19 protein-coding genes are annotated in these 22,856 nt (G+C 66.5%); 12 read left to right on the forward strand and 7 right to left on the reverse strand.

The genetic code is table 11. From position 1 onward, the window contains the following. Positions 1 to 28: 28 nt before the first annotated feature. Complete coding sequence (locus BLQ28_RS19475) at positions 29 to 415, forward strand: DUF3597 domain-containing protein (RefSeq protein WP_093242810.1); 387 nt, start codon at positions 29 to 31, stop codon at positions 413 to 415. A gap of 120 nt (positions 416 to 535) precedes the next feature. On the opposite strand, the gene BLQ28_RS19480 is transcribed toward BLQ28_RS19475, so the two are convergent. Then, entirely contained in the window at positions 536 to 1,318 is a 783-nt protein-coding gene (locus tag BLQ28_RS19480) for an SDR family NAD(P)-dependent oxidoreductase (RefSeq protein ID WP_093242812.1), read from the reverse strand. 136 nt (positions 1,319 to 1,454) lie between these two features. Between BLQ28_RS19480 and BLQ28_RS19485 the strand changes: the two genes are divergently transcribed. Then, entirely contained in the window at positions 1,455 to 1,832 is a 378-nt protein-coding gene (locus BLQ28_RS19485; RefSeq protein WP_093242814.1) for a hypothetical protein, read from the forward strand. Here the strand turns inward: BLQ28_RS19485 and tgt are convergent. Together tgt and queA are read right to left on the reverse strand one after the other, a co-directional pair. Next, complete coding sequence (gene tgt, locus BLQ28_RS19490) at positions 1,829 to 3,001, reverse strand: tRNA guanosine(34) transglycosylase Tgt (protein ID WP_093242816.1); 1,173 nt, start codon at positions 2,999 to 3,001, stop codon at positions 1,829 to 1,831. The two genes, BLQ28_RS19485 and tgt, sit on opposite strands and share 4 nt — an antisense overlap. Positions 3,002 to 3,006: 5 nt before the next feature. After that, positions 3,007 to 4,050, reverse strand: a complete 1,044-nt coding sequence (gene queA / locus BLQ28_RS19495) for a tRNA preQ1(34) S-adenosylmethionine ribosyltransferase-isomerase QueA (protein ID WP_093242818.1) — start codon at positions 4,048 to 4,050, stop codon at positions 3,007 to 3,009. Between the two features lie 147 nt (positions 4,051 to 4,197). On the opposite strand from queA, the gene BLQ28_RS19500 reads away from it, so the two are divergent. The 3 genes from BLQ28_RS19500 to recG are packed head-to-tail and all read left to right on the forward strand — an operon-like array spanning position 4,198 to position 8,515. Continuing rightward, positions 4,198 to 4,872, forward strand: coding sequence for a DUF4166 domain-containing protein (locus BLQ28_RS19500; RefSeq protein ID WP_093242820.1), 675 nt, complete (start codon positions 4,198 to 4,200; stop codon positions 4,870 to 4,872). Next, positions 4,869 to 6,362: a TIGR01777 family oxidoreductase gene (locus tag BLQ28_RS19505; RefSeq protein ID WP_093242822.1), complete on the forward strand. Its 1,494-nt coding sequence runs from the start codon at positions 4,869 to 4,871 to the stop codon at positions 6,360 to 6,362. The genes BLQ28_RS19500 and BLQ28_RS19505 overlap by 4 nt, the downstream gene beginning before the upstream one ends. Positions 6,363 to 6,373: 11 nt before the next feature. Further along, positions 6,374 to 8,515: an ATP-dependent DNA helicase RecG gene (recG, locus tag BLQ28_RS19510; RefSeq protein WP_256327368.1), complete on the forward strand. Its 2,142-nt coding sequence runs from the start codon at positions 6,374 to 6,376 to the stop codon at positions 8,513 to 8,515. 9 nt (positions 8,516 to 8,524) lie between these two features. Here recG and BLQ28_RS19515 read toward each other — a convergent pair whose 3' ends face one another. Next, positions 8,525 to 9,157: a LysE family translocator gene (locus BLQ28_RS19515; RefSeq protein ID WP_093242826.1), complete on the reverse strand. Its 633-nt coding sequence runs from the start codon at positions 9,155 to 9,157 to the stop codon at positions 8,525 to 8,527. Between the two features lie 64 nt (positions 9,158 to 9,221). Between BLQ28_RS19515 and BLQ28_RS19520 the strand changes: the two genes are divergently transcribed. Continuing rightward, entirely contained in the window at positions 9,222 to 9,704 is a 483-nt protein-coding gene (locus tag BLQ28_RS19520) for a GNAT family N-acetyltransferase (protein WP_093242829.1), read from the forward strand. Positions 9,705 to 9,713: 9 nt separating this feature from the next. On the opposite strand, the gene BLQ28_RS19525 is transcribed toward BLQ28_RS19520, so the two are convergent. After that, entirely contained in the window at positions 9,714 to 10,418 is a 705-nt protein-coding gene (locus BLQ28_RS19525) for a GntR family transcriptional regulator (RefSeq protein ID WP_256327369.1), read from the reverse strand. A gap of 350 nt (positions 10,419 to 10,768) precedes the next feature. On the opposite strand from BLQ28_RS19525, the gene BLQ28_RS19530 reads away from it, so the two are divergent. Genes BLQ28_RS19530 through BLQ28_RS19555 form a run of 6 tightly spaced genes read left to right on the forward strand, consistent with a single transcriptional unit; the run spans position 10,769 to position 17,313 of the window. Next, positions 10,769 to 11,506, forward strand: coding sequence for a DUF969 domain-containing protein (locus tag BLQ28_RS19530; RefSeq protein ID WP_093242831.1), 738 nt, complete (start codon positions 10,769 to 10,771; stop codon positions 11,504 to 11,506). A 2-nt stretch (positions 11,507 to 11,508) separates the two neighbouring features. Next, positions 11,509 to 12,465: a DUF979 domain-containing protein gene (locus BLQ28_RS19535; protein ID WP_093242833.1), complete on the forward strand. Its 957-nt coding sequence runs from the start codon at positions 11,509 to 11,511 to the stop codon at positions 12,463 to 12,465. Beyond that, a complete protein-coding gene (gene pcp, locus BLQ28_RS19540) occupies positions 12,465 to 13,148 on the forward strand; it encodes a pyroglutamyl-peptidase I (protein WP_093242836.1) in 684 nt (227 codons plus the stop codon). The genes BLQ28_RS19535 and pcp overlap by 1 nt, the downstream gene beginning before the upstream one ends. A 34-nt stretch (positions 13,149 to 13,182) precedes the next feature. Continuing rightward, a complete protein-coding gene (locus BLQ28_RS19545; RefSeq protein ID WP_093242838.1) occupies positions 13,183 to 13,962 on the forward strand; it encodes a LamB/YcsF family protein in 780 nt (259 codons plus the stop codon). 2 nt (positions 13,963 to 13,964) lie between these two features. Further along, entirely contained in the window at positions 13,965 to 15,563 is a 1,599-nt protein-coding gene (locus tag BLQ28_RS19550; protein ID WP_093243446.1) for a 5-oxoprolinase subunit B/C family protein, read from the forward strand. Between the two features lie 16 nt (positions 15,564 to 15,579). Further along, the gene (locus BLQ28_RS19555; protein ID WP_093242840.1) at positions 15,580 to 17,313 is read left to right on the forward strand and encodes an acetyl/propionyl/methylcrotonyl-CoA carboxylase subunit alpha; all 1,734 of its coding nucleotides are present in this window, start codon (positions 15,580 to 15,582) and stop codon (positions 17,311 to 17,313) included. 781 nt (positions 17,314 to 18,094) lie between these two features. Here the strand turns inward: BLQ28_RS19555 and BLQ28_RS19560 are convergent. Beyond that, positions 18,095 to 19,123, reverse strand: coding sequence for a hypothetical protein (locus BLQ28_RS19560; RefSeq protein WP_093242842.1), 1,029 nt, complete (start codon positions 19,121 to 19,123; stop codon positions 18,095 to 18,097). 485 nt (positions 19,124 to 19,608) lie between these two features. Continuing rightward, positions 19,609 to 22,713 carry a TrlF family AAA-like ATPase gene (locus BLQ28_RS19565; protein WP_256327370.1) on the reverse strand — a complete coding sequence of 1,035 codons (3,105 nt, stop codon included), beginning with the start codon at positions 22,711 to 22,713 and terminating at the stop codon, positions 19,609 to 19,611. Positions 22,714 to 22,856: the final 143 nt, after the last annotated feature.

The following is a 22,856-nucleotide window of genomic DNA, read 5'->3' on the forward strand; positions in this document are numbered from 1 at the left end:
CCACCACACACGACGAGGACCTCCTTCCATGAGCTTTTTCGGCAAGATTTTTTCCAAGATTTTTCCGTCGGCCAACGCCGCTGAAGTCGTCGCCGCACCGCCGGCGGCTGTACCGGACGCATCGGGCGCACCGGCCGTTGCGGCACCGCCGCCCTCGATCCCACTGGGCGACGTGCCTGCCATCCTGGACGCGATGCCTGGTGCCGCCGATCTGAACTGGCGCACCTCGATCGTCGACCTGCTCAAGTTGCTGGGCCTGGACAGCAGCCTTGCCGCGCGCAAGGAACTGGCCGGCGAAATTCTCTTCAGCGACGGCGAGCCGGGTTCGGCCGAATGGAACATCGGCCTGCACAAGCAGGTGATGAGCCGCATCGCCGCCAATGGCGGCACGCTGCCAGCCGAACTGCGCGACTGATCCGGTCTCCGGACCGCGCCAACAAAAAAGCCCGGCCATGCCGGGCTTTTTTGCTTTCCGCCTCTTTCTTGTTTCCTGCCTCGAAGAAGCGACGAAGAAGGGAAAGGAAGGCGAAGACTTTCAGGTCCAGCCCGCGTCCACCACGTAGTCCTGCGCGGTGCACATGCGCGAATCGTCGGCGGCCAGGAACAGCGCCATCGCCGCGATGTCCTCGGCCATCACCCGGCCCGGCAGGCACTGGGCCGCATCGATCTCGGCGCCCGATTCGGGCTTCACCCACAGCTTGATCTGCCGCTCGGTCATCACCCAGCCCGGCACCACCGAATTGACGCGGATGTTCTGCTTGCCCAGGTCGCGCGCCAGCGAACGCGTGAGGCCGCGCGCCGCCGCCTTGCAGGCCTGGTAGACCGGATAGCCCCGGCCCTTGATCATCCAGCTGATCGAGCCGAAGTTGACGATCGAGCCGCCGCCCAGCGCGCGCATGTCGTCGGCCACGGCCTGCGCCGCAAAGAACTGGTGCTTGAAGTTGACGGCCACGAGGCGGTCGAAGTCTTCGCTCGTGACGTCGGCCATCTCGTGGCGTCGGTCGTTGGCGGCGTTGTTCAGCAGCACGCCGATGGGCCCGAAGCGCGCGCGCACCGCGGCGATGGCGGCGGCCAGTGCCTGCGTGTCGGTCACGTCGCATGCCAGGAACAGCGCTGGGTGCTCGCCCTGCAACTGGGCCGCGAGCGCCGTGCCGGCGGCGGTGTCGAGATCGCAAAAGCCGACCTTCGCGCCCTGCGCGTGGAAGGCCCGCACCAGCGCCTCGCCGATGCCGCTGGCCCCGCCGGAAATGAAGACGGTGCGACCCGCCAGGGAAGGGTAGCGGGCGGTGTAGGCCGTGGAGGGAGAAGCGTTGGTCATGAGGATGAAGACAACAGCGACAAAGACAGTCGGCGAGCGTACCGGATATCTGCTTCCGGCGTGAATGGGCCCGCCGACCGGCGTATGGCTTCCGGCCTGTGGGCAGGCGGGCCCGGCAGGGCTACGCTACGTCGTCATGGACCCCTTCCGCCGCCGCGCCACCTTCGGCCTCCTGTTTCTCCCCGCCGCCTTCGTGGCGCGGCGGGTGCGCGCGCAGGCATCGGCGCCGGTACTGCTCTTCAAGGCGGTTTCGCCGCGCGACGACATTGTCGTGGGCATCGAGTCGGCCCAGCTCGGCGCGGGCACGACGCCGCCCGTGCAGCGCTTGGCCGCGATGCTGGCCGAAAAGGGGCAGCTCACGCTCTGGCAGTACGCGTCGCAGCACGACGCGGGTGGGGCGCTGGTGCAGGCGCCGCTCAAGCAGGTCGTGATCTTCAAGAACGAGCTGCTGCGCCTCGAACCCTATGCGACCCCGCTGCCGGTCAAGCCGCCGGGCGCCGCCGCAAAGCCCTAGACGCCGCGCGCGCGCTCGGCCTTGAAGCGCGCACGGAATTCCGTGAACGTGCCCGCATCGAGCGACTCGCGGATCTCGCGCATCAGGTTCAGGTAGTAGTGCAGGTTGTGGATGGTGCACAGCATCGGCCCGAGCATTTCGCCGCAGCGGTCCAGGTGGTGCAGGTAGGCGCGGCTGAAGCCTTCGCGCCCGCCGTCGTTCCAGCTCACGCCCGAGGTGCCCGCGCAGGCGTGGCAGGTGCAGCTCGGGTCCACCGGCTGCGGGTCGGTCTTGTGGCGCGCGTTGCGCATCTTCAGGTCGCCGAAGCGCGTGAACATCGTGCCGTTGCGCGCATTGCGCGTGGGCATCACGCAGTCGAACATGTCCACGCCGTCGGCCACGCCCTGCACCAGGTCTTCGGGCGTGCCCACGCCCATCAGGTAGCGCGGCTTGTTCGCGGGCAGCCGGTGCGGCGTGTGACCCATGATGTGCAGCATCTCTTCTTTCGGCTCGCCCACGCTCACGCCGCCGATGGCGTAGCCGGGGAAGTCCATGTCGACCAGCGCGGCCAGCGACTCTTCGCGCAGATTCTCGAACATGCCGCCCTGCACGATGCCGAACAGCGCGTTCGGGTTTTCGAGCCGCGCGAATTCGCTCTGGCAGCGCTTGGCCCAGCGCAGGCTCAGTTCCATCGAGCTGCGTGCCTCGGCCTCGGTCGTGATGTGGCCGTTGGTGTCGTAGGGCGTGCACTCGTCGAACTGCATCACGATGTCGCTGTTGAGCACCGTCTGGATCTGCATCGACACCTCGGGCGTGAGGAACAGCTTGTCGCCGTTGACGGGCGACGCGAACTTCACGCCCTCTTCGCTGATCTTGCGCATTGCGCCCAGCGACCACACCTGGAAGCCGCCCGAGTCGGTGAGGATGGGCTTGTCCCACTTCTCGAACTGGTGCAGCCCGCCGAAGCTGGCCATCACGTCGAGACCCGGGCGCATCCACAGGTGGAAAGTGTTGCCCAGGATGATCTGCGCGCCCATCTCTTCGAGGCTGCGCGGCATCACGCCCTTGACGGTGCCGTAGGTGCCCACGGGCATGAAGATCGGTGTCTGCACCTTGCCGTGGTTGAGCGTGAGCGTGCCGCGGCGCGCGTGGCTGTCGGGGTCGGTCTTGAGGAGGTCGAAGTTCAGCATGTCGTTCAGTCCTTGGTCCGTGCGAGCAGCATGGCGTCGCCGTAGCTGAAGAAGCGGTATTGATGGGCGATGGCGTGGGCATACAGCGCCATCACGCGCTCGTAGCCCGCGAAGGCCGAGACCAGCATCATCAGCGTGCTCTTGGGCAAATGGAAGTTGGTCACCAGCAGGTCGACGTGCTCGAACACAAAGCCCGGCGTGATGAAGATGCGCGTGTCGCCCGTGGCCTCGCCGCTCTTGGCCCACGACTCGAGCGTGCGCACGGTGGTCGTGCCGACCGCGACCACGCGGCCGCCGCGCGCCTTGCATTCGGCAATCGCGCGCTGCGTGGCTTCGGGCACTTCATAACGCTCGGCGTGCATCGTGTGCTCTGAAATGTTCTCGGTCTTCACCGGCTGGAAGGTGCCGGCGCCCACGTGCAGCGTGACGCTGGCACGCTGCACGCCGCGCGCTTCGAGTTCGGCCAGCAGGCCTTCGTCGAAATGCAGTGCGGCGGTCGGTGCGGCCACGGCGCCGGGCACGCGCGCGAACACCGTCTGGTAGCGGCTCTCGTCGTCGGCCGAGTCGGTGTGCGTGATGTAGGGCGGCAGCGGCACGTGGCCGCAGCGGGACATCAGCGCGTACGGGTCTTCGCCGGCGTCGCTCTCGAAGCCAAAGCGGAACAGCGCGCCGTCTTCCTCGGGCCAGCGGCCCAGCAGCGTGGCGCGAAAGCCGCCGACCATCTGCAGCGTGGTGCCCACCGGCGGCTTCTTGCTCACCTTCATGTGCGCGACCACCTCCTGGCCCTGCAGCACGCGCTCGACCAGCAGCTCGAGCTTGCCGCCGGTCGGCTTCTCGCCGAACAGGCGCGCCTTGACCACGCGCGTGTCGTTGAAGACCAGCAGGTCGCCCGCGCGCAGCAGCGAAGGCAGGTTCTTGAAGATGCGGTCGACCGGGGCGTCGCCTGTGCCGTCGAGCAGACGGGAGGATGTGCGTTCGGTGGCCGGGTGTTGTGCCACCAGCTCGGGTGGCAGGACGAAATCGAAATCGGAAAGCGTGAAGGCGCGCATGGTGCTTGAGGGCCGGACGGGCCCGTGCCAAGGAGGCGTGGGGAAAGGGACAGAGAAAACCGGAAGCGGGCGGGATTGTCCCATGGCCGGAAAACAGGGCATCGACACGGGGGTATCGGGGCCGTGTTGCCAAGGCAGAATCGACGGATGCCTGATTCACATGCCGCGCGCATCGCACCCCAGCCCGGCCCCTCCGAAGGCGAGCTCTTCAAGAAGATCCTGGGGAGCAAGTGGCAGGGCCTGCACCCCGACATCCGCCGGCGCTTCGACAAGAACCCGCTGCCGGGCAAGGCGCTGCATTACCTCGGCGCGCTCAGCGAGCTGCGCTGCTCGCGCTTCGGCAAGCTGCTGGGGCACCTGACGCAGCCGATGATCCAGGGCGCGCTCATTCCCTACAGCGACGCCAACTTTCCGGTGGAGATCCAGGTCTATGCCAAGCCGCAGGACCCGGCCATCTACAAGCAGCGCATCTACCGCCTGCATGGCCGCAAGCCGATCCAGTTCACCAGTTTCATGCGCGAGAGCGAGCGCGGCGAGGTGCTGGAGTACGTGGGCATGGGCCTGGGCATGAAGCTGGTGCTGAGCGTGGAACCCAGCGGCAACCTGCACTTTCAGAGCGACGGCTATTTCTGGGACGTGCTGGGCTGGCGCATTCCGCTGCCCGGCCTGTTCACGCCCGGCAAGACTTTTCTTTGGCACCACAACGAGACGCCGGAGCGCTTCAACATCCGCATCGAGATCCGGCACTGGCTGATGGGCACCACCTTCACCCAGGTCGGCGTGTTCGAGGAAGTCGCCGAGCCGAAGGCGGTGGCCGCATGACGATCGACACTCACCTGCTGGCGCTGCAGCTCATGGCCGCGCAGGGGCTGATGGGCGCGTTCGACACGCTCTATCACCACGAAGGCACCGAGGCGCTGGCGCAGCGCAACACCGCGCGGCGCGAGCTGTCCATCCATGCGGTGCGCTCGTCGATCTACTGCGCCATGTTCATCGGGCTGTCGTCGTGGGCCTGGCATGGCGTGTGGGCCTGGGTGCTGCTCGCGGTGTTCGGCGTCGAGATCGTGCTCACGCTGTGGGACTTCGTGGTGGAAGACGGCAGCCGCCTGTTGCCGCCCACCGAGCGCGTCACGCACACGGTGCTGGCCATCAATGCCGGCGCGTTCATCGCGCTGCTCGCCATGAACGCGGTGGACTGGGCCGCGCAGCCGACGGCGCTGGTGTGGCAGCCGCAAGGCTGGCTCGGTGCTTTCCTTGCGCTGTGCGGCGTGGGCGTGGGCATCTCGGGGTTGCGAGACGGGCTGGCGGCGCGTGCGCTGTTCCGCCGCACTGCGCAGGAAGAACAGCGCGCGGTCGACGCGCCGGTGCGCTTCGGCGGCAAGCCGCAGCGCGTGCTGGTGACGGGCGGCACCGGCTTCATCGGCCAGCTCCTGGTGCGCCATCTTGTGGCCGACGGCCATGCGGTCACGGTGTGGACGCGCGATGCGCGCTCGGCCGCCTGGGGCTTCGGCGGCGCGGTGCGCTGCGTGCAGGCGCTCGAACAGATCCCGGCGACGGACGATGTCGATGTGGTCATCAACCTGGCCGGTGCGCGCATCCTCGGCCAGCGCTGGAGCGAGCGGCGCCAGCGCCAGTTGATGCAAAGCCGCGCGGGCCTGACGAACACGCTGGTCGCATGGATCGCCACCCGACCGCGCAAGCCATGGCTGCTGCTGTCGGGCTCGGCCATCGGCTACTACGGCGTGCAGCCGCAGGGCGACACCGCCGAGCTGGCCGAAGACGCGCCGCCGCAGGACATCTTCATGTCGACGCTGTGCCAGGGCTGGGAGCAGGCGGCCCGTGGCGCCGTGGCGCACGGCGTGCACGTGGCCTGCATGCGCTTCGGCTTCGTGCTGGGCCACCAGGGGTCGCTGCCGCAACTGCTGCTGCCCGTGGCGCTCGGCATGGGCGGGCGCCTGGGCAGCGGGCGGCAGTGGCTGTCGTGGGTGCATGTGCATGACGTGATCCGCGCAATGGCGCACGTGTGGACGCTGACCGAACAGGCCGGCGACGGTGCGGCCGCGCAGGTCTTCAACTTCACCGCGCCCGGTGCGCTCACGCAGGAAGAATTCACCCGCGTGGCCGCCAGCGTGATGCACCGCCCCTGCTGGATGCCGACGCCCGCTGCGCCGGTCAAGCTGCTGCTGGGCGAGCAGGCCGACCTGCTGCTCGAAGGGCAGCGCGTGGTGCCCGCGCGTCTGCTGCAGACCGGGTTCCGCTTCGCGTTCCCCGATGCGCGCAGCGCCTTGACGGACCTTTGCCGCCCGCGCTAGAAACCCTGCCAGTGCCGCCCAAGAAAGCCCCGTCCCCCTCTGCAGCAGGCGCAGCCCCCGCAACGCCTGCTGCAACGCCGCCGCCGCAACCACCTGGCACCGGCCTGAGCCTGGTGCAGCGCGCATTGCGCAAGCTCGGCCTGGTGCGCGACATCGACTTCGCGCTCTACCTGCCGATGCGCTATGAGGACGAGACGCGCATCGTGCGGCTGGCCGACACGCGCGACGGCGACATGGCGCAGGTCGAGGGCGTGGTCACCGAATGCGAGGTGGTGTACCGCCCGCGCCGCCAGCTCATCGCGACCATCGACGACGGCAGCGACACCTGCCAGCTGCGCTTCTTCAACTTCTATCCGTCGCAGCAAAAGCAATTGGCGGTCGGCGCGCGGGTGCGCGTGCGCGGCGAGATGCGCGGCGGCTTCGTGGGGCGGCAGATCATGCATCCCACGGTGAAGGCGGCCGGCACTGCGCTGCCCAACGCGCTCACGCCGGTCTACTCGACCGTTGCCGGCCTGGCGCAACCGGTGCTGCGGCGCGAAGTGCGCTCGGGCCTGGCGCGCGCCGTGCTCGACGAAACGATCCCTGTGCAGATCGGCCTGCGCGGCGCGTGGGACCTGCGCGCCTCGCTCACCTTCCTGCACTACCCCACGCCCGACGTGGCGATGGCCACGCTCGAAGACCATAGCCATCCGGCGTGGCAGCGCATCAAGGCCGAAGAGCTGCTGGCGCAGCAGCTCTCGCAGCTGCAGGCCCGACTGGAACGCGCGGCACAGCGCGCGCCGGTGTTGCCTGCATCCGCCGAGCCGGTGGCGAGTTCGCTGCATGCGCAGTTGCTCGCGGTGCTGCCCTTCGGCTTGACCGGCGCGCAGCAACGCGTGGGCGAAGAGATCACGCGGGACCTCGGCCGCGAGATCCCGATGCACCGTTTGCTGCAAGGCGACGTGGGCTCGGGCAAGACGGTGGTGGCCGCGCTGGCGGCAGCACGCGCCATCGACGCGGGCTTCCAGTGCGCGCTGATGGCGCCGACCGAAATCCTCGCGGCCCAGCATTTCGGCAAGCTGGTCGGCTGGCTCGATCCGCTGCTGGCCGCGCGTGGCCTGCGCGTGGCGTGGCTCACCGGCAGCCAGAAGAAGAAAGAGCGCGATGCGATGTCGGCCGCCGTCGAAAGCGGCGAGGCCGCGCTGGTCATCGGCACGCACGCGGTCATCTCCGAGAAGGTGCGCTTCAAGAATCTCGCGCTGGCGATCATCGACGAGCAGCATCGCTTCGGTGTCGCGCAGCGCCTGGCGCTTCGAGGCAAGGCCGGCGGGCACCTCGAACCACACCTGCTGATGATGAGCGCCACGCCCATCCCGCGCACGCTGGCGATGAGCTACTACGCCGACCTCGACGTGTCCACGCTCGACGAGCTGCCGCCGGGCCGCACGCCCATCGTCACCAAGCTGGTGGCCGACCATCGGCGCGACGAGGTGATCGACCGCATCCAGGCGCAGATCTCGCAAGGCCGGCAGGTCTACTGGGTCTGTCCGCTGATCGAGGAAAGCGAGGCGGTCGATCTGCGCAACGCCACCGAGACGCGCGACGAACTGGCCGACACGCTGGGCGAAGCCATCCACGTCGACCTGCTGCATTCGCGCATGCCCACGGCCGAGAAGCAGGCGGTGATGGCGGCCTTTACCGCGAATGAAATCCAGGTGCTGGTGAGCACCACGGTGATCGAAGTGGGGGTCGACGTGCCCAACGCCTCGCTGATGGTGATCGAGCACGCCGAGCGCTTCGGCCTGTCGCAGTTGCACCAGTTGCGCGGTCGCGTGGGCCGTGGCGCGGCGGCCTCGGCCTGCGTGCTGCTCTATGCGCCGGGCGACAGCGGGCGCGTGGGCGAGGCGGCACGCGCGCGCCTCAAGGCCATGGCCGAGACCGGCGACGGCTTCGAGATTGCGCGGCGCGACCTGGAGATTCGCGGGCCCGGCGAGTTTCTCGGCGCCCGCCAGTCGGGTGCGCCACTGCTGCGCTTTGCCGACCTGACGACCGACACGCTGCTGCTCGACTGGGCACGCGAACTGGCGCCCGTGATGCTCAAGAAGCACCCCGACCTGGCCCAGCGCCACATCGACCGCTGGCTCGGCACCAAGGCCGAGTACCTCAAGGCCTGAGGACGGTCGTCAGCCTGCCGGGCGGCGCGTGAAAGCCAGGATCAGCCCGAAGCCGACCATCATGCTGCCGCTGACGCGGTTGAACCAGCGCATGGCGCGGCTGCCGTTGGCCATGCGGCGCATGCGCGCACCGAGCAGCGCATAGAGCGCAATGGCAACCAGCTCGAACACCAGGAAGGTCAGGCCCAGCAGCATGTAGCTCGATGCGTAAGCGCCAGGCACCACGAACTGCGGAAAGAAGGCGGTGAACACCAGGATGGCCTTCGGGTTGCCCGCCGCCACGGTGAACTCCTGGCGCGCCAGCGCGCGCAGCGAAGGCGGCGCGGACGCATCGCGCGCCTGCACCTCGGCCGTGGGGGCCGGGGCGCGCAGCAGGCGGATGCCGATCCACACGAGGTACGCGGCGCCGATGTACTTGATGATGTCGAAGGCCATCTCCGACGCCACCAGCACCGCGCCCATGCCCAGGCCCGCGATGGCGATCATGATCGCGAAGGCCAGCAGGCGCCCGCCGGCCGCGAGCACGGCAGGCGACACGCCATGCTTTGCGCCGTTGGTCACCGACAGCAGGTTGTTGGGGCCGAACGCCATGTTGATGGCGAAGCAGGCGGGCAGGAAGAGCAGGTAGGCAGACAGGGTCATGGCACGTATCCGTCGGCGTGGCGTGGCAGGGTCGGTCATTATTTCAGTTCACCCGAGGCACGCAATGACAACGAACCCACCCCTGAACATCCGCACCGCCGTGCGGGCGGACCTGCCCGCCATCGCCGCCATGCTGGCCGACGACGTGCTCGGCGCGTCGCGCGAGCGCCCCGGCGATCTCTCGGTCTACGAAAGCGCCTGGCGGCAGATGCAGGCGCAGGCCGGCAACGAGGTGCTGGTCGCGGTGGTGGGGTCGCAGGTCGTGGGCTGCCTGCAGCTCATCGTCATTCCGGGGCTGGCGCGGCAGGGCGCGCTGCGGGCGCAGATCGAGGGCGTGCGGGTGGCGTCCACCCATCGCGGGCAGGACATCGGCGAGCGCATGTTCGTCCACGCCATCGAGCGTGCCCGCGCGGCGGGCTGCCACCTCGTGCAGCTCACCACCGACAAGCGCCGCACCGACGCGCACCGCTTCTACGAGCGCCTGGGCTTCGAGGCCACGCACGAAGGCATGAAGCTGGAACTGGGCGCCGCGGCCGGGGCCCGCTAGCGCGCACAGTCAGCCGTCGATGCCGCCTTCGGGCATCTGGCGGGCGTAGACCGCGAGCACGATCCGCTCGGAGTGGATCAGGTAGTCGTTCAGCGCCACCGAGCCTTCGGCGAACTTGCCGGCCTCGATGAGCTCGAGCAGCTTGGTGTTCATGTCCACGTAGGGCGCGTGCAGGAACTCCGGGTCTTTCAGCAGGCCGAAGGCCAGCCGCAGCTCGACCAGGATGTGCGCGAACAGGGTGTTCAGCCGTTCGCTGTCGGCCAGTTCCACGATGGCCATGTGGAACTCCATGTTGGCCGTGCCCACGCCCAGCCAGTCGCCCGCTTCGCGGCACCGGTGCGCCATTTCGACCGCGTCGCGCATGTGCTTCTTGGCGGGGTGGCGCGGGTAGGCCTGCGCCAGCGCCTGGCATTCGATGAGGCGCCGCACGCGGTAGATGTCGATGATCGACGCGATGCTCGGCACCGCCACGAACACGCCGCGGTTGGGCGCGTGCTTGAGCAGCCCTTCCTTGGTCAGCGTGCGGAACACCTCGCGCAGGGTGTTGCGCGAAATCTCCAGGCTGTCGGCCAGCGCGGCCTCCGACAGCCGCTGCCCCGGCGAAAACTCGCCCTTGACGATCTTCTGGCGGATGAGCTCGGCCACCCGGTCGTTGAGTGTCAGCGCGCCGGCGGCCGGCGCGGCAGGGGAAGTGGGAGAGACCAGTCGGTTCATGCCGGGAGGGGGTGGAAAGGGAGCGTGGATGCCGCGCGCTCACCGGCCATGCCGACTGGGCGACACCGTCCCACAGGGCGCGGCGAGCCTGCTTTCTAACAGATTTCCGCGGCGCCAAGCCGCGCGCGGCGGGGCGCCGGCATGTGCACCAAAGGATGCTTTTTTCAGGGTTTCCATGGGGGCGTCCGGGCACCGTTGTTGGGCACACTACCGTAAATTGTTCAACAACTTGTTTGAAATGAGTGATTCATTGGAATTGAATTGCTCATTCATTGGCACGGGGTTTGCATCAATAGCTTCGCCGGCGCGCCCCGCGCAGGGTGGTTTCCGAATCCAAACGAAAGACCAACATGACTCCTGACATCCCTCTGTGGCCGCTGATCGGCGTGGCCGTGATCATTGCGGGGTTCATCCTGCGCTTCAATCCGATGCTGGTGGTGATCGTCACGGCCATCGTGACGGCGGTCGCCGCCGGCTTCGGCCCGATGGCGGTGCTGACGGCCATCGGCACCGGCTTCATCAAGACGCGCAACCTGCCGCTGATCATTCTTCTGCCGCTGGCGGTGATCGGGCTGCTGGAGCGGCACGGCCTGCGCCAGCACGCGCAGAACTGGATCAGCCGCATCAAGTCGGCCACCGCCGGCCGCCTGCTGATCGTCTACCTCGCCGCGCGCGAACTCACCGCGGCCATGGGTTTGACCAGCCTGGGCGGCCATCCGCAGATGGTGCGTCCGCTGCTCGCGCCGATGGCCGAAGGCGCCACCGAGACCCGCTACGGCAAGCTGCCCGACCGCATCCGCCACAAGCTGCGCGCCTACGCGGCGGCCACCGACAACGTGGGCCTGTTCTTCGGCGAAGACATCTTCGTGGCCTTCGGCGCCATCGTGCTGATGACCACCTTCCTGCACGAGGCCGGCATCGACGTCGAGCCGCTGCACATCGCGATGTGGGGCATTCCGACCGCCATCGCCGCCTTCGTCATCCACTCGTGGCGCCTGCGCCGGCTGGACCAGGCGCTGGCCCGCGAGCTGGGCGGTGACGCCGCCACCGCACCCTCGGCCGCCGTGCCCGCCAACGAAGGACGCTGATCATGATCCTGTCGATCCAGCACCTGTACATCCTGGTCGGCCTCATCCTCGCCATCACGGCGATCATGACGCTGACCGACACCAAGCACCCCAAGCGCTACACGAGCGCGCTGTTCTGGGGCCTCTATTCGCTGGTCTTCCTGATCGGCGACAAGCTGCCGCCCGCATGGGTCGGCGTCGGCGCCATCGCCATGGCCGTCATTGCCGGCATGCGCGGCGTGGGCGCGGGCAAGCACCGCGAGCCCACGCCCGAGCAATACCAGGCCAGCGCCACGCGCCTGGGCAACAAGCTGTTCATGCCCGCGCTGGCGATCCCGCTGGTCACCGTCATCGGCACCGTGCTGATGAGCAAGGTCAAGATCGGCGACGCCTTCCTGCTCGACCCCAAGAACACCACGCTGGTGAGCCTGGGCGTGGGCTGCGTGGTGGCGCTGGCGCTGGCCTGCTGGCTGACGCGCGAAACCCCGGTGCAGGGCATGCGCGAATCGCGCCGCCTGACCGACGCGCTCGGCTGGGCCGTGGTGCTGCCGCAGATGCTGGGCATGCTGGGCCTGGTGTTCTCCGACGCCGGCGTGGGCAAGGCGGTGGCGTACATCACCACCAGCTACATCAACATGGACATCCGCTTCGTGGCGGTGGTGGTCTACGTGCTGGGCATGGCGCTGTTCACCATCATCATGGGCAACGGCTTCGCGGCCTTCCCGGTGATGACGGGCGGCGTCGGCGTGCCGGTGCTGGTGGGCGTGTACCACGGCGACCCGGCCGTGATGGCGGCCATCGGCATGTTCTCGGGCTACTGCGGCACGCTCATGACGCCGATGGCGGCCAACTTCAACATCGTGCCTGCGGCGCTGCTGGAGCTGCCCGACAAGAACGCGGTGATCAAGGTGCAGATACCGACCGCGGCAGCCCTGCTGGTGGTCAACATCTTCCTGCTGTACTTCCTGATGTTCCGCTGATGGACCTGCGCAAGACGACAGACGGTTCGGCCCCGCGCGTGCTGGTCGCGGGCTTCGAGCCCTTCGAGAACGATCCCGTCAACCCCGCCTGGGAAATCGCGCGCGCGCTCGACGGCTGGACCTGCGAAGGCGCCACTGTGCAGGCGCTGCAGTTGCCCTGCGTGTTCGGCCGCGCCATCGACACGCTCGACGCCGCGTTGACAGGCCCGCCTCCGCAGCTGGTGCTGTGCCTCGGCGCGGCGGGCGGGCGCACTGAAATTTCGATGGAACGCGCCGCGCTGAACATCGACGACGCGCGCATCCCCGACAACGTCGGACAGCAGCCCATCGATCTTCCCGTGGTCAAGGACGGCCCGGCGGCCTACTTCACGACGCTGCCGATCAAGGCCATGGTGCGCGACATGCGCGCGGCGGGCCTGCCCGCGGCCGTGTCGAACAGTGCCGGCACTTTCGTGTGCAACCACATCTTCTACGCGCTGATGCATCGGCTCGCGACGCGTCCGGCGCTGGCGCACGCGCGCGGCGGCTTCATCCACGTGCCCTACCTGCCCGAGCAGGCGGCGTCCAAGCCGGGCGTGGCGAGCATGGCGCTGTCCACGCAGGTGGACGCGATGCGCGTGGCGATCCGCACCGCGCTCACGGTGCGCCATGACGTGCGCGAGACCGCAGGCCGCCTGCATTGACCCCAGGGCGTGCGCCGCACGCCGGAGACCAACGATGAACATCGACTTGAACAGCGACCTCGGCGAAAGCCTGGGGGTCTGGCGCATGGGCGACGACGCCGCCATGCTGGGTATCGTGAGCAGCGCCAACGTGGCCTGCGGCTTCCATGCGGGCGACCCCGCGGGCATCCTGCGCACGCTGCGCCAGGCGAAGGAGCGCGGCGTCGCGGTCGGCGCCCACGTGGCCTACCGCGACCTGGTGGGTTTCGGTCGCCGCAACATGGACGTGGACAGCGCCGACCTGCGCGCCGACGTGATCTACCAGATCGGCGCGCTGAAGGGCCTGGCCGCGGCGGCCGGCACCACCGTGCGCTACGTGAAGCCGCACGGCGCGCTCTACAACACCATCGCGCACGACGAGCGCCAGGCGCGCGACGTCATCGCGGCCATCCGCGAGATCGATCCCAACCTGTGCCTCGTGGCGCTGGCGGGTTCGCCGCTGCTGGGCTGGGCCGAGGCGCAGGGCCTGCGCGCGGTGGCCGAGGCTTTTGCCGACCGCGCCTACACGCCGCAGGGCACGCTGGTGTCGCGCCGCGAACCCGGCGCCGTGCTGCACGACGCGCAGGACGTGGCCGAGCGCATGCTGCGGCTGGCCAGCGAGGGCGTGGTCACCGCCATCGACGGCAGCGTGGTGCGCATCCAGGCCGATTCGGTCTGCGTGCATGGCGACAGCCCGGGCGCGGTCGAGATGGCGCGCCGGGTGCGCGAGCGGCTCGAGGCGGCCGGCGTGACGATCCAGCCCTTCGTTGCATCCACGGAAGCGGCCGCCGCATGACGATGCGCTTCCTGCCGGTCAACCTGAATGCGGTGCTGGTCGAACTCGACGACCTGGCCCAGACGCTCGCGCTGCTGGCGTCGCTGCGCGCCGAGCCCATCGCGGGCGTCGAAGAACTGGTGCCCGCCGCGCGCACCATCCTCGTCAGCTTTCGGCCCGCCGCGATTTCGGCAGCGGCGCTCGCACGCGAGATCGGGCAGCGCAGCCTGGACGCCCGCGAGACGCGCGTCGACAAGCGCATCGAGATTCCCGTGCGCTACACGGGCGAGGACCTGGTCGAAGTGGCCGGCCTGCTCGGCATCACGCCCGACGAAGTGGTGCGCCGCCACACGGGCAGCGACTACACCGTCGCCTTCACCGGCTTTGCGCCCGGCTTCGCTTACCTCGCCGGTGGCCACCCCAGCCTGAACGTGCCGCGGCGCGCGGTGCCGCGCACCCGCATTCCCGCGGGCGCGGTCGGGCTCGCGGGCAGCTTCAGCGGCGTGTACCCGCAGGCCAGCCCGGGCGGCTGGCAGATCATCGGTGTGACCGAGGCGCCGATGTGGGACCTGGCGCGTGAAACGCCGGCGCTGCTGCAGCCCGGCGATACGGTGCGCTTCGTGGATGTCACGGCGTCGCAGGTGTCGTTGCCTGTGGTTCAGCAAGCCGCGGTGGCGCCCGTGCCCGCCGTTGCCGAAGGTGGCTGTGCCTTCGAAGTGCGCGCCACCGGGCTGCAGGCGCTGTGGCAGGACCGTGGCCGCCACGGACAGGCGAAGCAGGGCGTGTCCGCCTCCGGCGCGATGGACCAGCAGGCGCTGCAGGCGGCGAATCGGCTGGTCGGCAATGCGTCCGACACGGCCTGCGTCGAGATCGCCTACGGCGGCTTCCAGTTCGCCTGCCGTGGCGAGGCCGTGATCGCCATCACCGGCGCCGACGGGCCGCTCACGCTGACCCGCGCCGATGGCGCGCAGTGGCCGTTGCCGCACCACCAGCCCGTCGCATTGGCCGATGGCGATGTCGTGACGCTGGGCGAGCCCAGCGCCGGCATCCGCAGCTACCTGGCGGTGCGGGGCGGCTTCGCCATTGCGCCCGTGCTCGGCAGTTGCGCCACCGACACGCTGGCCCGCATCGGCCCGCCCGCGTTGGCCACGGGCGACGTGCTGCCGGTGCGCGCGGTCGCATCCGGCGCCGTCGTCGGTGCACCTGAAGCAGCGCCGGTCGACCTGCCCACCGTGCACGAAGAGGTCGTGCTCGACATCGTGCTCGGCCCGCGTACCGACTGGTTCACGGCCGATGCGGTCGAGCGCCTGTGCGGCCAGCCGTGGCTGGTCACGCCGCAGTCGAACCGCGTGGGCATCCGGCTGGCGGGCGAGCAGGCACTGGTGCGCGCGAATGCGTCCGAGCTGCCCAGCGAGGGCACGGCCCGGGGCTCGATCCAGGTGCCGCCGAGCGGCCAGCCCGTGCTGTTCCTGGCCGATCACCCGCTGACCGGTGGCTACCCCGTGATCGCCTCCGTCGCCACCCACCACCTGGACCGGGCGGGGCAGATCCCCGTGAACGCGCGCGTCCGCTTCCAACCCATTGCGGGCCAGGGCTGCGGCCTCGACCCCGTCGAACCTTGAGATCGAGAGTCTTCCGATGAAAAAAGTCCTGATCGCCAACCGTGGCGAAATCGCCGTGCGCATCGCGCGTGCCTGTGCCGACTACGGCGTGCCATCGGTCGCCGTCTACGCCGACGCCGATCTGGATGCGCTGCACGCGCGCATGGCCGACGAGGCCTACGGCCTGGACGGCAACCGCCCCGCCGACACCTACCTGAACATCGGCAAGCTGCTCGCGGTCGCCAAGCGCAGCGGCGCCGACGCGGTGCACCCCGGCTACGGCTTTCTCTCCGAAAGCGCGGCCTTCGCGCAGGCGGTCATCGATGCCGGCCTGGTCTGGATCGGCCCGTCGCCGTCCGCCATCGCCCGCCTGGGCGACAAGGTGCAGGCGCGCAAGCTCGCGATGCAGGTCGGCGCGCCGCTGGTGGCCGGTACCGCCGATCCGGTGAAGGACGCGAGCGAGGTGCTCGCCTTCGCAGAGAAGCACGGCCTGCCGGTGGCCATCAAGGCCGCATTCGGCGGTGGTGGCCGCGGCATCAAGGTCGCGTGGCGCATGGACGAAGTGGCGGGGCTGTACGAGTCGGCCGTGCGCGAGGCCGTGACCGCCTTCGGTCGCGGCGAATGCTATGTCGAGCAGTTTCTCGACCGGCCGCGCCATGTCGAGGCGCAGGTCATCGCCGACACGCACGGCAACGTGGTGGTGCTCGGCACGCGCGACTGCTCGCTGCAGCGGCGCAACCAGAAGCTGGTGGAAGAGGCGCCCGCGCCCTTCCTCAGCGATGCGCAGCGCGAGCGCATCCACCAGTCGGCGCGCGACATCTGCGCGGAGGCTGGCTACACCGGTGCGGGCACGGTCGAGTTCATGCTCAGCGCGAGCGGTGCGATCTCGTTCCTCGAAGTCAACACGCGGCTGCAGGTCGAGCATCCGGTGACCGAGGAAACCACCGGCATCGACCTCGTGATCGAGCAGCTGCGCATTGCCGACGGCCTGCCGTTGTCGATCACGCAGACGCCGGCGCCGCGCGGCCATTCCTTCGAGTTCCGCATCAACGCCGAAGACGTGGGCCGTGGCTTTTTGCCTTCGCCGGGGCCGGTCAAGGTTTTCGACGCGCCCTCGGGTCCTGGCGTTCGCGTCGACACGGGCGTGGTGGCCGGCTCGACCGTGCCGGGCACTTTCGATTCGCTGATGGCCAAGCTGATCGTGACCGGCGCCACGCGTGCGCAGGCGATTGCGCGGGCGCGCCGTGCGCTCAAGGAATTCCGCATCGAGGGCCTGGCGACGGTGCTGCCGTTTCACCGCGCGGCCATGGCGCACCCGGACTTCGTTTCGGAAGACGCCTTCAAGGTGCACACGCGCTGGATCGAAACCGATTTTGCGAACACCGAGATCGCGGCCGAGCGGCCCGAGCCCATGTCGGACACCACGCTGCACCGCACGGCCATCGAGGTGGGCGGGCGCCGCATGTCGCTGGGTTTGCCGCCTGAGTTGCTGCGTGGGTTGTCGTCGGCCGCTGTTGGCGCTGCGGGTGCTGTGCCTTCGGCTGCGGCGCCGGTGGTGGATGCAGCCGCCGTGCCCGCGCCGGTCTCGGGCACCCTGCAGGGATGGAAGGTCGCCGATGGCGAGGAGGTCGCGCAAGGCACCGTCATCGCCGTGATGGAAGCGATGAAGATGGAGATGCAGGTCGTGGCGCATCGCGCGGGGCGCATCGCGATGTCGGCCGCGGCGGGGGCCTACGTGGCGGCGGGTGTGGCGATCGCGACCATCGGCTGAGGGCGCCCGGGGCCGGCGGCTTAAACCTAGTGGCTCCTAACAGAGTGTTAAAAAATATCGACGCATTTATTGGGGTTGGCGCCCATTCGTGCAGCGGATCTCGATTGCAGAGTGTTAAATCTCAAAACTAGATTTGATTCTGCCGTGCCCCGCTCCTAACAGAGTGTTAAAAATAGAGTGCAGATTGAAGCCAAACCTCTCTGTGCCGGAGCCATTCCTCTTGGAGGTGAGCCGCGGCGGTGTTGAGGTAGACAAACTGCCGCTAGGGCTGCTCGTTCAAGGCCGATTCCGGAATTTCCGCGTCAGACTGATTGCGGAAGTTTCGACGCCTGAAAGCTATGTCTGAGCTAAAGCTAATAGCAGTCATCTGCGACCGGATCAGCTCAGGCAAGCGTACGTACCGACGCTTAGACGTTATCCGCAGCGGCACAACACGCATTCTGGTCATCAAGTCAATTTACGACTTGATCAGATGTTTCCAAGGGGATGGTTTAGCGAGCCCACCATAGGATTCCGCACACGCTAATGAATCCTGCAGCGGCTGGCAAGATCACATGCAGCCGACAAATTAGGAGTGCTGCGAGCTTCCAACCCGGACCATGAGGTTGGAAGTGCTTCAGGTGATCTGGGAACTTTTGGTGCGGGCGTGTTGGGAGCGGCATCACAGCGTCAGGCATGAGTGAACATCACCTGATTGAACCAGCTTCGCCCAGGAGAAGGTGACGGCAGCAGACTTGCCGATACGGTAAGAGCCTAGCCGTAACGGTAGCGCCTAGCCGGACTACCGCTTTGAGTTCCCCGATCGCCTGCCCTTTTGCTCGACGCGCTTTGCGCGGATCGCGTCGTAAATAAGTCGGCTCGGATCCTCGGAGACTTGCGTGAACTTCGGCGGGAGGCGAGCGGCTAGGTCACGTGCGATAGATCGGTCCGAACCTGTCATCCGCTCCGCCTCCGCGAGCGCCCAGTCTTTGAGCGCTCGTGTGTGTCTGTGCCTTTCCAAGCCCCCCTTCCGTCCCCAATCTTCAGGGCCCTCCTCAGTAGCGTCGTCTTCACTGGAAGACTGAAGCGCCAAGAAGAGGGCTTGCCCGGCGGCCGCGGTGAGTTGAACCGCTTCTCTCGCGCTAACTCCCTGGACTAGAGCGTAGTCTTGCCAAGTGAATGCGGCGGCCGCGAGAACGATGGTTCGATCGACGTCAATAGGTGACAGCTCGGGATCTGCCTCCGAATCCCGGTAACGTGGGTCAATGCTAACGGGGCATTGCAGCGTGTCATATCGAAACCTTAGCCAATCTAAAAGCCATGTCGCGCTCCCACGATTTATGGTGCCAGCAGGCTCAGTGAATCCGCGAAAGTAGGCTTCGTCTGCGTAACCGATTCGATCACTCCCAATCGCCGCCAGCCACTCCCTCACCCGCGACGCATACTCAACGTCAGTGGACTCTGTTGCGGCCCAGAACACGTGATGGGCAACACAGAACATTCGAGACTTAACGATTTCAACGCGCGCGGCTCTCAAAGTCGCAGAGAATGCTTGAAGCGTCTCGCTGCCCGCCATTCCTTCTAGCGCAGTTTGCGCAAATGCAATCGACTCCCAGTGTTCTTCAAGACCTGCCGCCGGGAGCGCAAACAGCTTCGCTGGAGGCTCGGCGAGTTCTTCGAAGCTGCGAATCTCAAAGCAGTAGTTGTCACCCGTCGCGTATATCGGGAGGGACTCAATCACCGATCCCACGTTCGACCAGTAGTCAGAATGACTGCTTCCCCTGAGCAGATCCCTCAGGTGATTGGCAAGGTCTTCTACTTTGGAAAACATCGTTGAATCCGAGCTGCGTGGACGATGCCGTCTACTTCTGATCGGTAGATTCTGACCGAACTCAGAAGCGAATGGCTCTTTTCGCCCCAGACCTCGCACTTGGCGTCCTCCGCTGACCGACCGCAATCGCTGGATTGTGTTGAAAAACTCGGTCGTAGCGTTCGCGGATGCCCCGCGGCAAGAATCGACCTCTCAGATCGCCCCAGGATCGACGATCGCAACCCTCGGAATGGTTTGACCACCCCCACGAACGGGCCAAAGGGAGCACTACCCGAGTTTTTCAACAGAATCGCTGCGTAGCCGCCCTTCAGGATTGCCCGATCCAGACTGGCTGCTGACCTTGAGATCTCATAGCTGAGTGACTGCCGCGCGCGAAACCTGCCACTCAGTGGGTCGCCACACGCCTGTAGACACTATTCAGAGCCATGCATCATCCTCGCAACACGCCATCGCAAACGTCGACGGTGAGTTTCGAAGGGTCTTGTTCAAACGTACTTGCGGCGCCGGTTCTCGAACGCCGGCTTCGTGCCTTCCAGGATATTCACCACCGATTGGTTCAGGTTCAGCTCTTCGATGGCGCCAGCCTCATAGGAAATCTTGTTTGAGCCGTCGCGCTCCATGCTGCAGACAATGACCTGCTCGGCGTCACAGGCCACGGCGAGGTTGGCGTTGTGGGTGACCACTACAACTTGACGGTGTTGCTTGGCCCGCGTGATGACGCCGACCAGTAGGTTGTAGACGGTCTCGTTGTCCAGGTTTTCTTCAGGCTGGTCGAGGATGATGGGGATGCGGTCCAGGTCAACCAGCAGATAGAAGATGAGCAGCAACGCGCCTCGCTGACCGGGCGAGAGCCGCTCCAGTTCGACGCTTCCAAGCATCAAGCCATAACTCAGACCAGCGTACTCAAGCCCAAAGAGGAAGTCGTATAGCTGTGCTGCTGTCCTATCGGACTTGAGAATCGTTGCCGTGGCGACGGCACGGCGTTGACCGCCACGAACAGTGAAGGTCAATGCATCGTCTACGTCGGCGAGAAACGCCGTCAGGCCCGCATCGGTAGTGAGGTCATGCGCCGCAAGCAACTTGCTGGCGAGAGCCTTGGACTCCTCAAATCCTACGAACGACCCTGCGCTCTGCTTGATGAAGTCGAAGAGTCGCGCGACGAAGGCATCGAACGACAAGCGCACCGAGAACTGGACGCCCAGTGCTTCACGAATCTGCGGCTCGTCGTCTACCAGCGCCTGCACGGGGGCGAAGAGGCTCTTGAGCACGTCACCGCGCTTGCGCAATGTCCCCAGTATGGCCAGCGAAAGCTGAACTCGCTGTTTGCGCAGCTGAACCAGTTCGGCGCGCAGAGCCGGGATGTTCTTCAGCCTATGCCATTTGCCACGGAAGGACTCTTCTTTGTCAGCAGCACCAGTCGCTGCCGCCCACTCCTCCTCCCAGACCCGCAGAGCAAACAGAGCCTCCTGGTGCGCTTTCATCGGACCGTCGAGCTTGGACTGCTCTGTGGCTAACTCCGCCTTAAATTTGGCCAACTGTGTCGGGTGCGTCCCTTCAACATCCGGTTGAAGCAATGCTTCCTGTTCGGACAGCTTGGCTTTTGACGCTGTCTGCAGTTCACTCAAGGACACCGTATTGACGGTAAGCTGAATGACGTCTTCCAGCTTCAGGCCGAGTACTGTGAGGCGCTTCGACAGGTCTGCTTTGCTGTCCTCGAGTACCTTCTGAAGGGCGGCGACACGCTGAAGCACGTCGTCTATGGCGCGAATGCGCGTCCGCTGCAGGTCGGCTTCAGTCTGGGCCGCCGTCTGCTGCGTCTCGACTGCCGCGATGCGAGCGTTCAAGTCCGCGATGGCAGCCGCCGCAACTTTCGCGGGCTCGTCATCGGCCTGCGGTGCCGGCGGAACCGCGGGCCTCTTGTCGCGCAAGGCATGGAGACCGATGAGCGAAAGACGAACCGATTCCCGCGCACGGTCCTGCGCAGGCTGGTCCACATGCTCGATGAGCTGGATGATGCGAGCGTTTTTCGCTTTCAGGTCGGCTCGAATGGCCAATGCCTCTCGCTCGATAACGTCAGTGCGAAGCGCTATCAGTTCATCCAACGAGTCAGCCCCATCTCGTTCACTGACGGGGATGTGGGAAAAGATGACGGCGCGGAGCTCCCCCTGCAGCAAGCGGTCGTCGCCTTTGACGTGGTCGTTGCACAGCTCTTCGAAGTACCGCTGCGGCAGATACTTGACTCGCGGCACAGAACTGCTGGATCGACTGTCAGACAGGGCGCGCCACTCTGGATCCTTGGAGTCCTTAATCCATTCGAGTTGTGCCTCGAACGAGCTAGCCTTATTGTCCTTCGCCAACCGAAATCGCTGGTCGGAGAGGAAAGAGAAGTACCTTTCGTTCGGCGTGTCACCGAGTACCCCTATGACGTCAGCAAGGGCGCTTTTGCCGCTGCCCTTTCTGCCAATTAGCGCTACAAGGTCTTGATTCAGGGGAAGCGTGGTGTTGTCGAACCACGCGCCGGGCTCGGGGGCGCCAGCACGCTTGCGCACTTGGACGTTCTTGATGAAGAGCTGGGGGTTCTTCTGGACGAAGTCGACTTTGGGCGGCAACGCTCCGACGTGCGACCGGTTTGCCGGTTCCCGGCAAGCCTGCAGAAGCCCCGCGAACGTCGGAAGCGCCTTAATCCACGTGGGATTGCCTCCATGGAATTTTCCGTAGTCCGCGACGCGATGCGCATCACTGCCGCGAACGGCAAGCTTTGGGTGCTTGATAGCCGCTTGGAAATCGTTGAAGAAGCTGTCGTTGTCCGCAGTCTTGACCCCATTGAAGGCGCTCCGGGTTGCCTGGTTGGCGACCTCGAAGACTGCCTCCATCGCGAGCACCTCGCGCGGGAAAGAGTAGTGTTCCCGGAAGCGGATTTTGTTCACTCCGTCACTGGTGTCGAATGGCACGAACAGAATTGCATCACGCTCGCCAAAAGTACGCAAAGCCTCCCCAACCGATTCGGCAGTCACCTCTGCGCACTTTGAACCAGCCTGAAGCGCCGCCGCTTCATCGCTGTTGAGGATCGCGCGAGAAATCCCAAGCGTAGACAAGCGCTCGTCACTCAAGTTCTGGCGCGCCCATTCCACAAGGTAGCTGTCGGTCAACGGCTTCCCGCCCATGCTTAGCTTCAACTGGGTCTTGAAGGCGTTCAGCTTGTCGTCCGGCAACTCGGGGTTGAGCAGCACATGCATATTGAGCCGGAAGCTCCCTGGAGAAACCATCCTCAGCTCAATGCCTGGGAATAGGGTCGCCTTGCACTTCGTCGCTCCCGGCCGGCCGAGGTATTCACGCAGGGCGAGGACGCCGTCGAAGGTCCAGTAGTCCATGACCGCAACGGCGGCGCAGCCACTGTCATTGATGCCGGCAACGACTTGCTTCAGCAAATCGTCTCGGTCGGCAGCTGTGGCGGCATCGCGCAAGCGTTTGCCGCTCCATTGGTACGAGGCAGGCGTGTGGATGTGCAGATCCCACTTGCCCCAGGTTGCGCCCTGGTTCACGTCGTCTTCTCCCCCGGAAGTGATTAAACCAGCCAGGTGGACGAGCATTCTCGGCTTCGTCTTCCAGGCATCCCCGCGCCTTTCGAGTCGCGATGTTTCAAAGTGTAGCGGCTGCAAGAAGGGATCAGCCCCGTTTGCTGCATCGGCTGCCAGCTTAGCCACCATGCGAGCTACAGAGGCATCAGCGACCG

It is taken from the genome of Variovorax sp. EL159 (assembly GCF_900100965.1).
Lineage (GTDB): Bacteria > Pseudomonadota > Gammaproteobacteria > Burkholderiales > Burkholderiaceae_C > Variovorax.

Coding starts and splice junctions, on each gene's coding strand:
- BLQ28_RS19475 (WP_093242810.1), top strand. CDS start 29: ATGAGCTTTTTCGGCAAGATTTTTTCCAAGATTTTTCCGTCGGCCAAC.
- BLQ28_RS19480 (WP_093242812.1), bottom strand. CDS start 1,318: ATGACCAACGCTTCTCCCTCCACGGCCTACACCGCCCGCTACCCTTCC.
- BLQ28_RS19485 (WP_093242814.1), top strand. CDS start 1,455: ATGGACCCCTTCCGCCGCCGCGCCACCTTCGGCCTCCTGTTTCTCCCC.
- tgt (WP_093242816.1), bottom strand. CDS start 3,001: ATGCTGAACTTCGACCTCCTCAAGACCGACCCCGACAGCCACGCGCGC.
- queA (WP_093242818.1), bottom strand. CDS start 4,050: ATGCGCGCCTTCACGCTTTCCGATTTCGATTTCGTCCTGCCACCCGAG.
- BLQ28_RS19500 (WP_093242820.1), top strand. CDS start 4,198: ATGCCTGATTCACATGCCGCGCGCATCGCACCCCAGCCCGGCCCCTCC.
- BLQ28_RS19505 (WP_093242822.1), top strand. CDS start 4,869: ATGACGATCGACACTCACCTGCTGGCGCTGCAGCTCATGGCCGCGCAG.
- BLQ28_RS19515 (WP_093242826.1), bottom strand. CDS start 9,157: ATGACCCTGTCTGCCTACCTGCTCTTCCTGCCCGCCTGCTTCGCCATC.
- BLQ28_RS19520 (WP_093242829.1), top strand. CDS start 9,222: ATGACAACGAACCCACCCCTGAACATCCGCACCGCCGTGCGGGCGGAC.
- BLQ28_RS19525 (WP_256327369.1), bottom strand. CDS start 10,418: ATGAACCGACTGGTCTCTCCCACTTCCCCTGCCGCGCCGGCCGCCGGC.
- BLQ28_RS19530 (WP_093242831.1), top strand. CDS start 10,769: ATGACTCCTGACATCCCTCTGTGGCCGCTGATCGGCGTGGCCGTGATC.
- BLQ28_RS19535 (WP_093242833.1), top strand. CDS start 11,509: ATGATCCTGTCGATCCAGCACCTGTACATCCTGGTCGGCCTCATCCTC.
- pcp (WP_093242836.1), top strand. CDS start 12,465: ATGGACCTGCGCAAGACGACAGACGGTTCGGCCCCGCGCGTGCTGGTC.
- BLQ28_RS19545 (WP_093242838.1), top strand. CDS start 13,183: ATGAACATCGACTTGAACAGCGACCTCGGCGAAAGCCTGGGGGTCTGG.
- BLQ28_RS19550 (WP_093243446.1), top strand. CDS start 13,965: ATGCGCTTCCTGCCGGTCAACCTGAATGCGGTGCTGGTCGAACTCGAC.
- BLQ28_RS19555 (WP_093242840.1), top strand. CDS start 15,580: ATGAAAAAAGTCCTGATCGCCAACCGTGGCGAAATCGCCGTGCGCATC.
- BLQ28_RS19560 (WP_093242842.1), bottom strand. CDS start 19,123: ATGTTTTCCAAAGTAGAAGACCTTGCCAATCACCTGAGGGATCTGCTC.
- BLQ28_RS19565 (WP_256327370.1), bottom strand. CDS start 22,713: ATGCTCGTCCACCTGGCTGGTTTAATCACTTCCGGGGGAGAAGACGAC.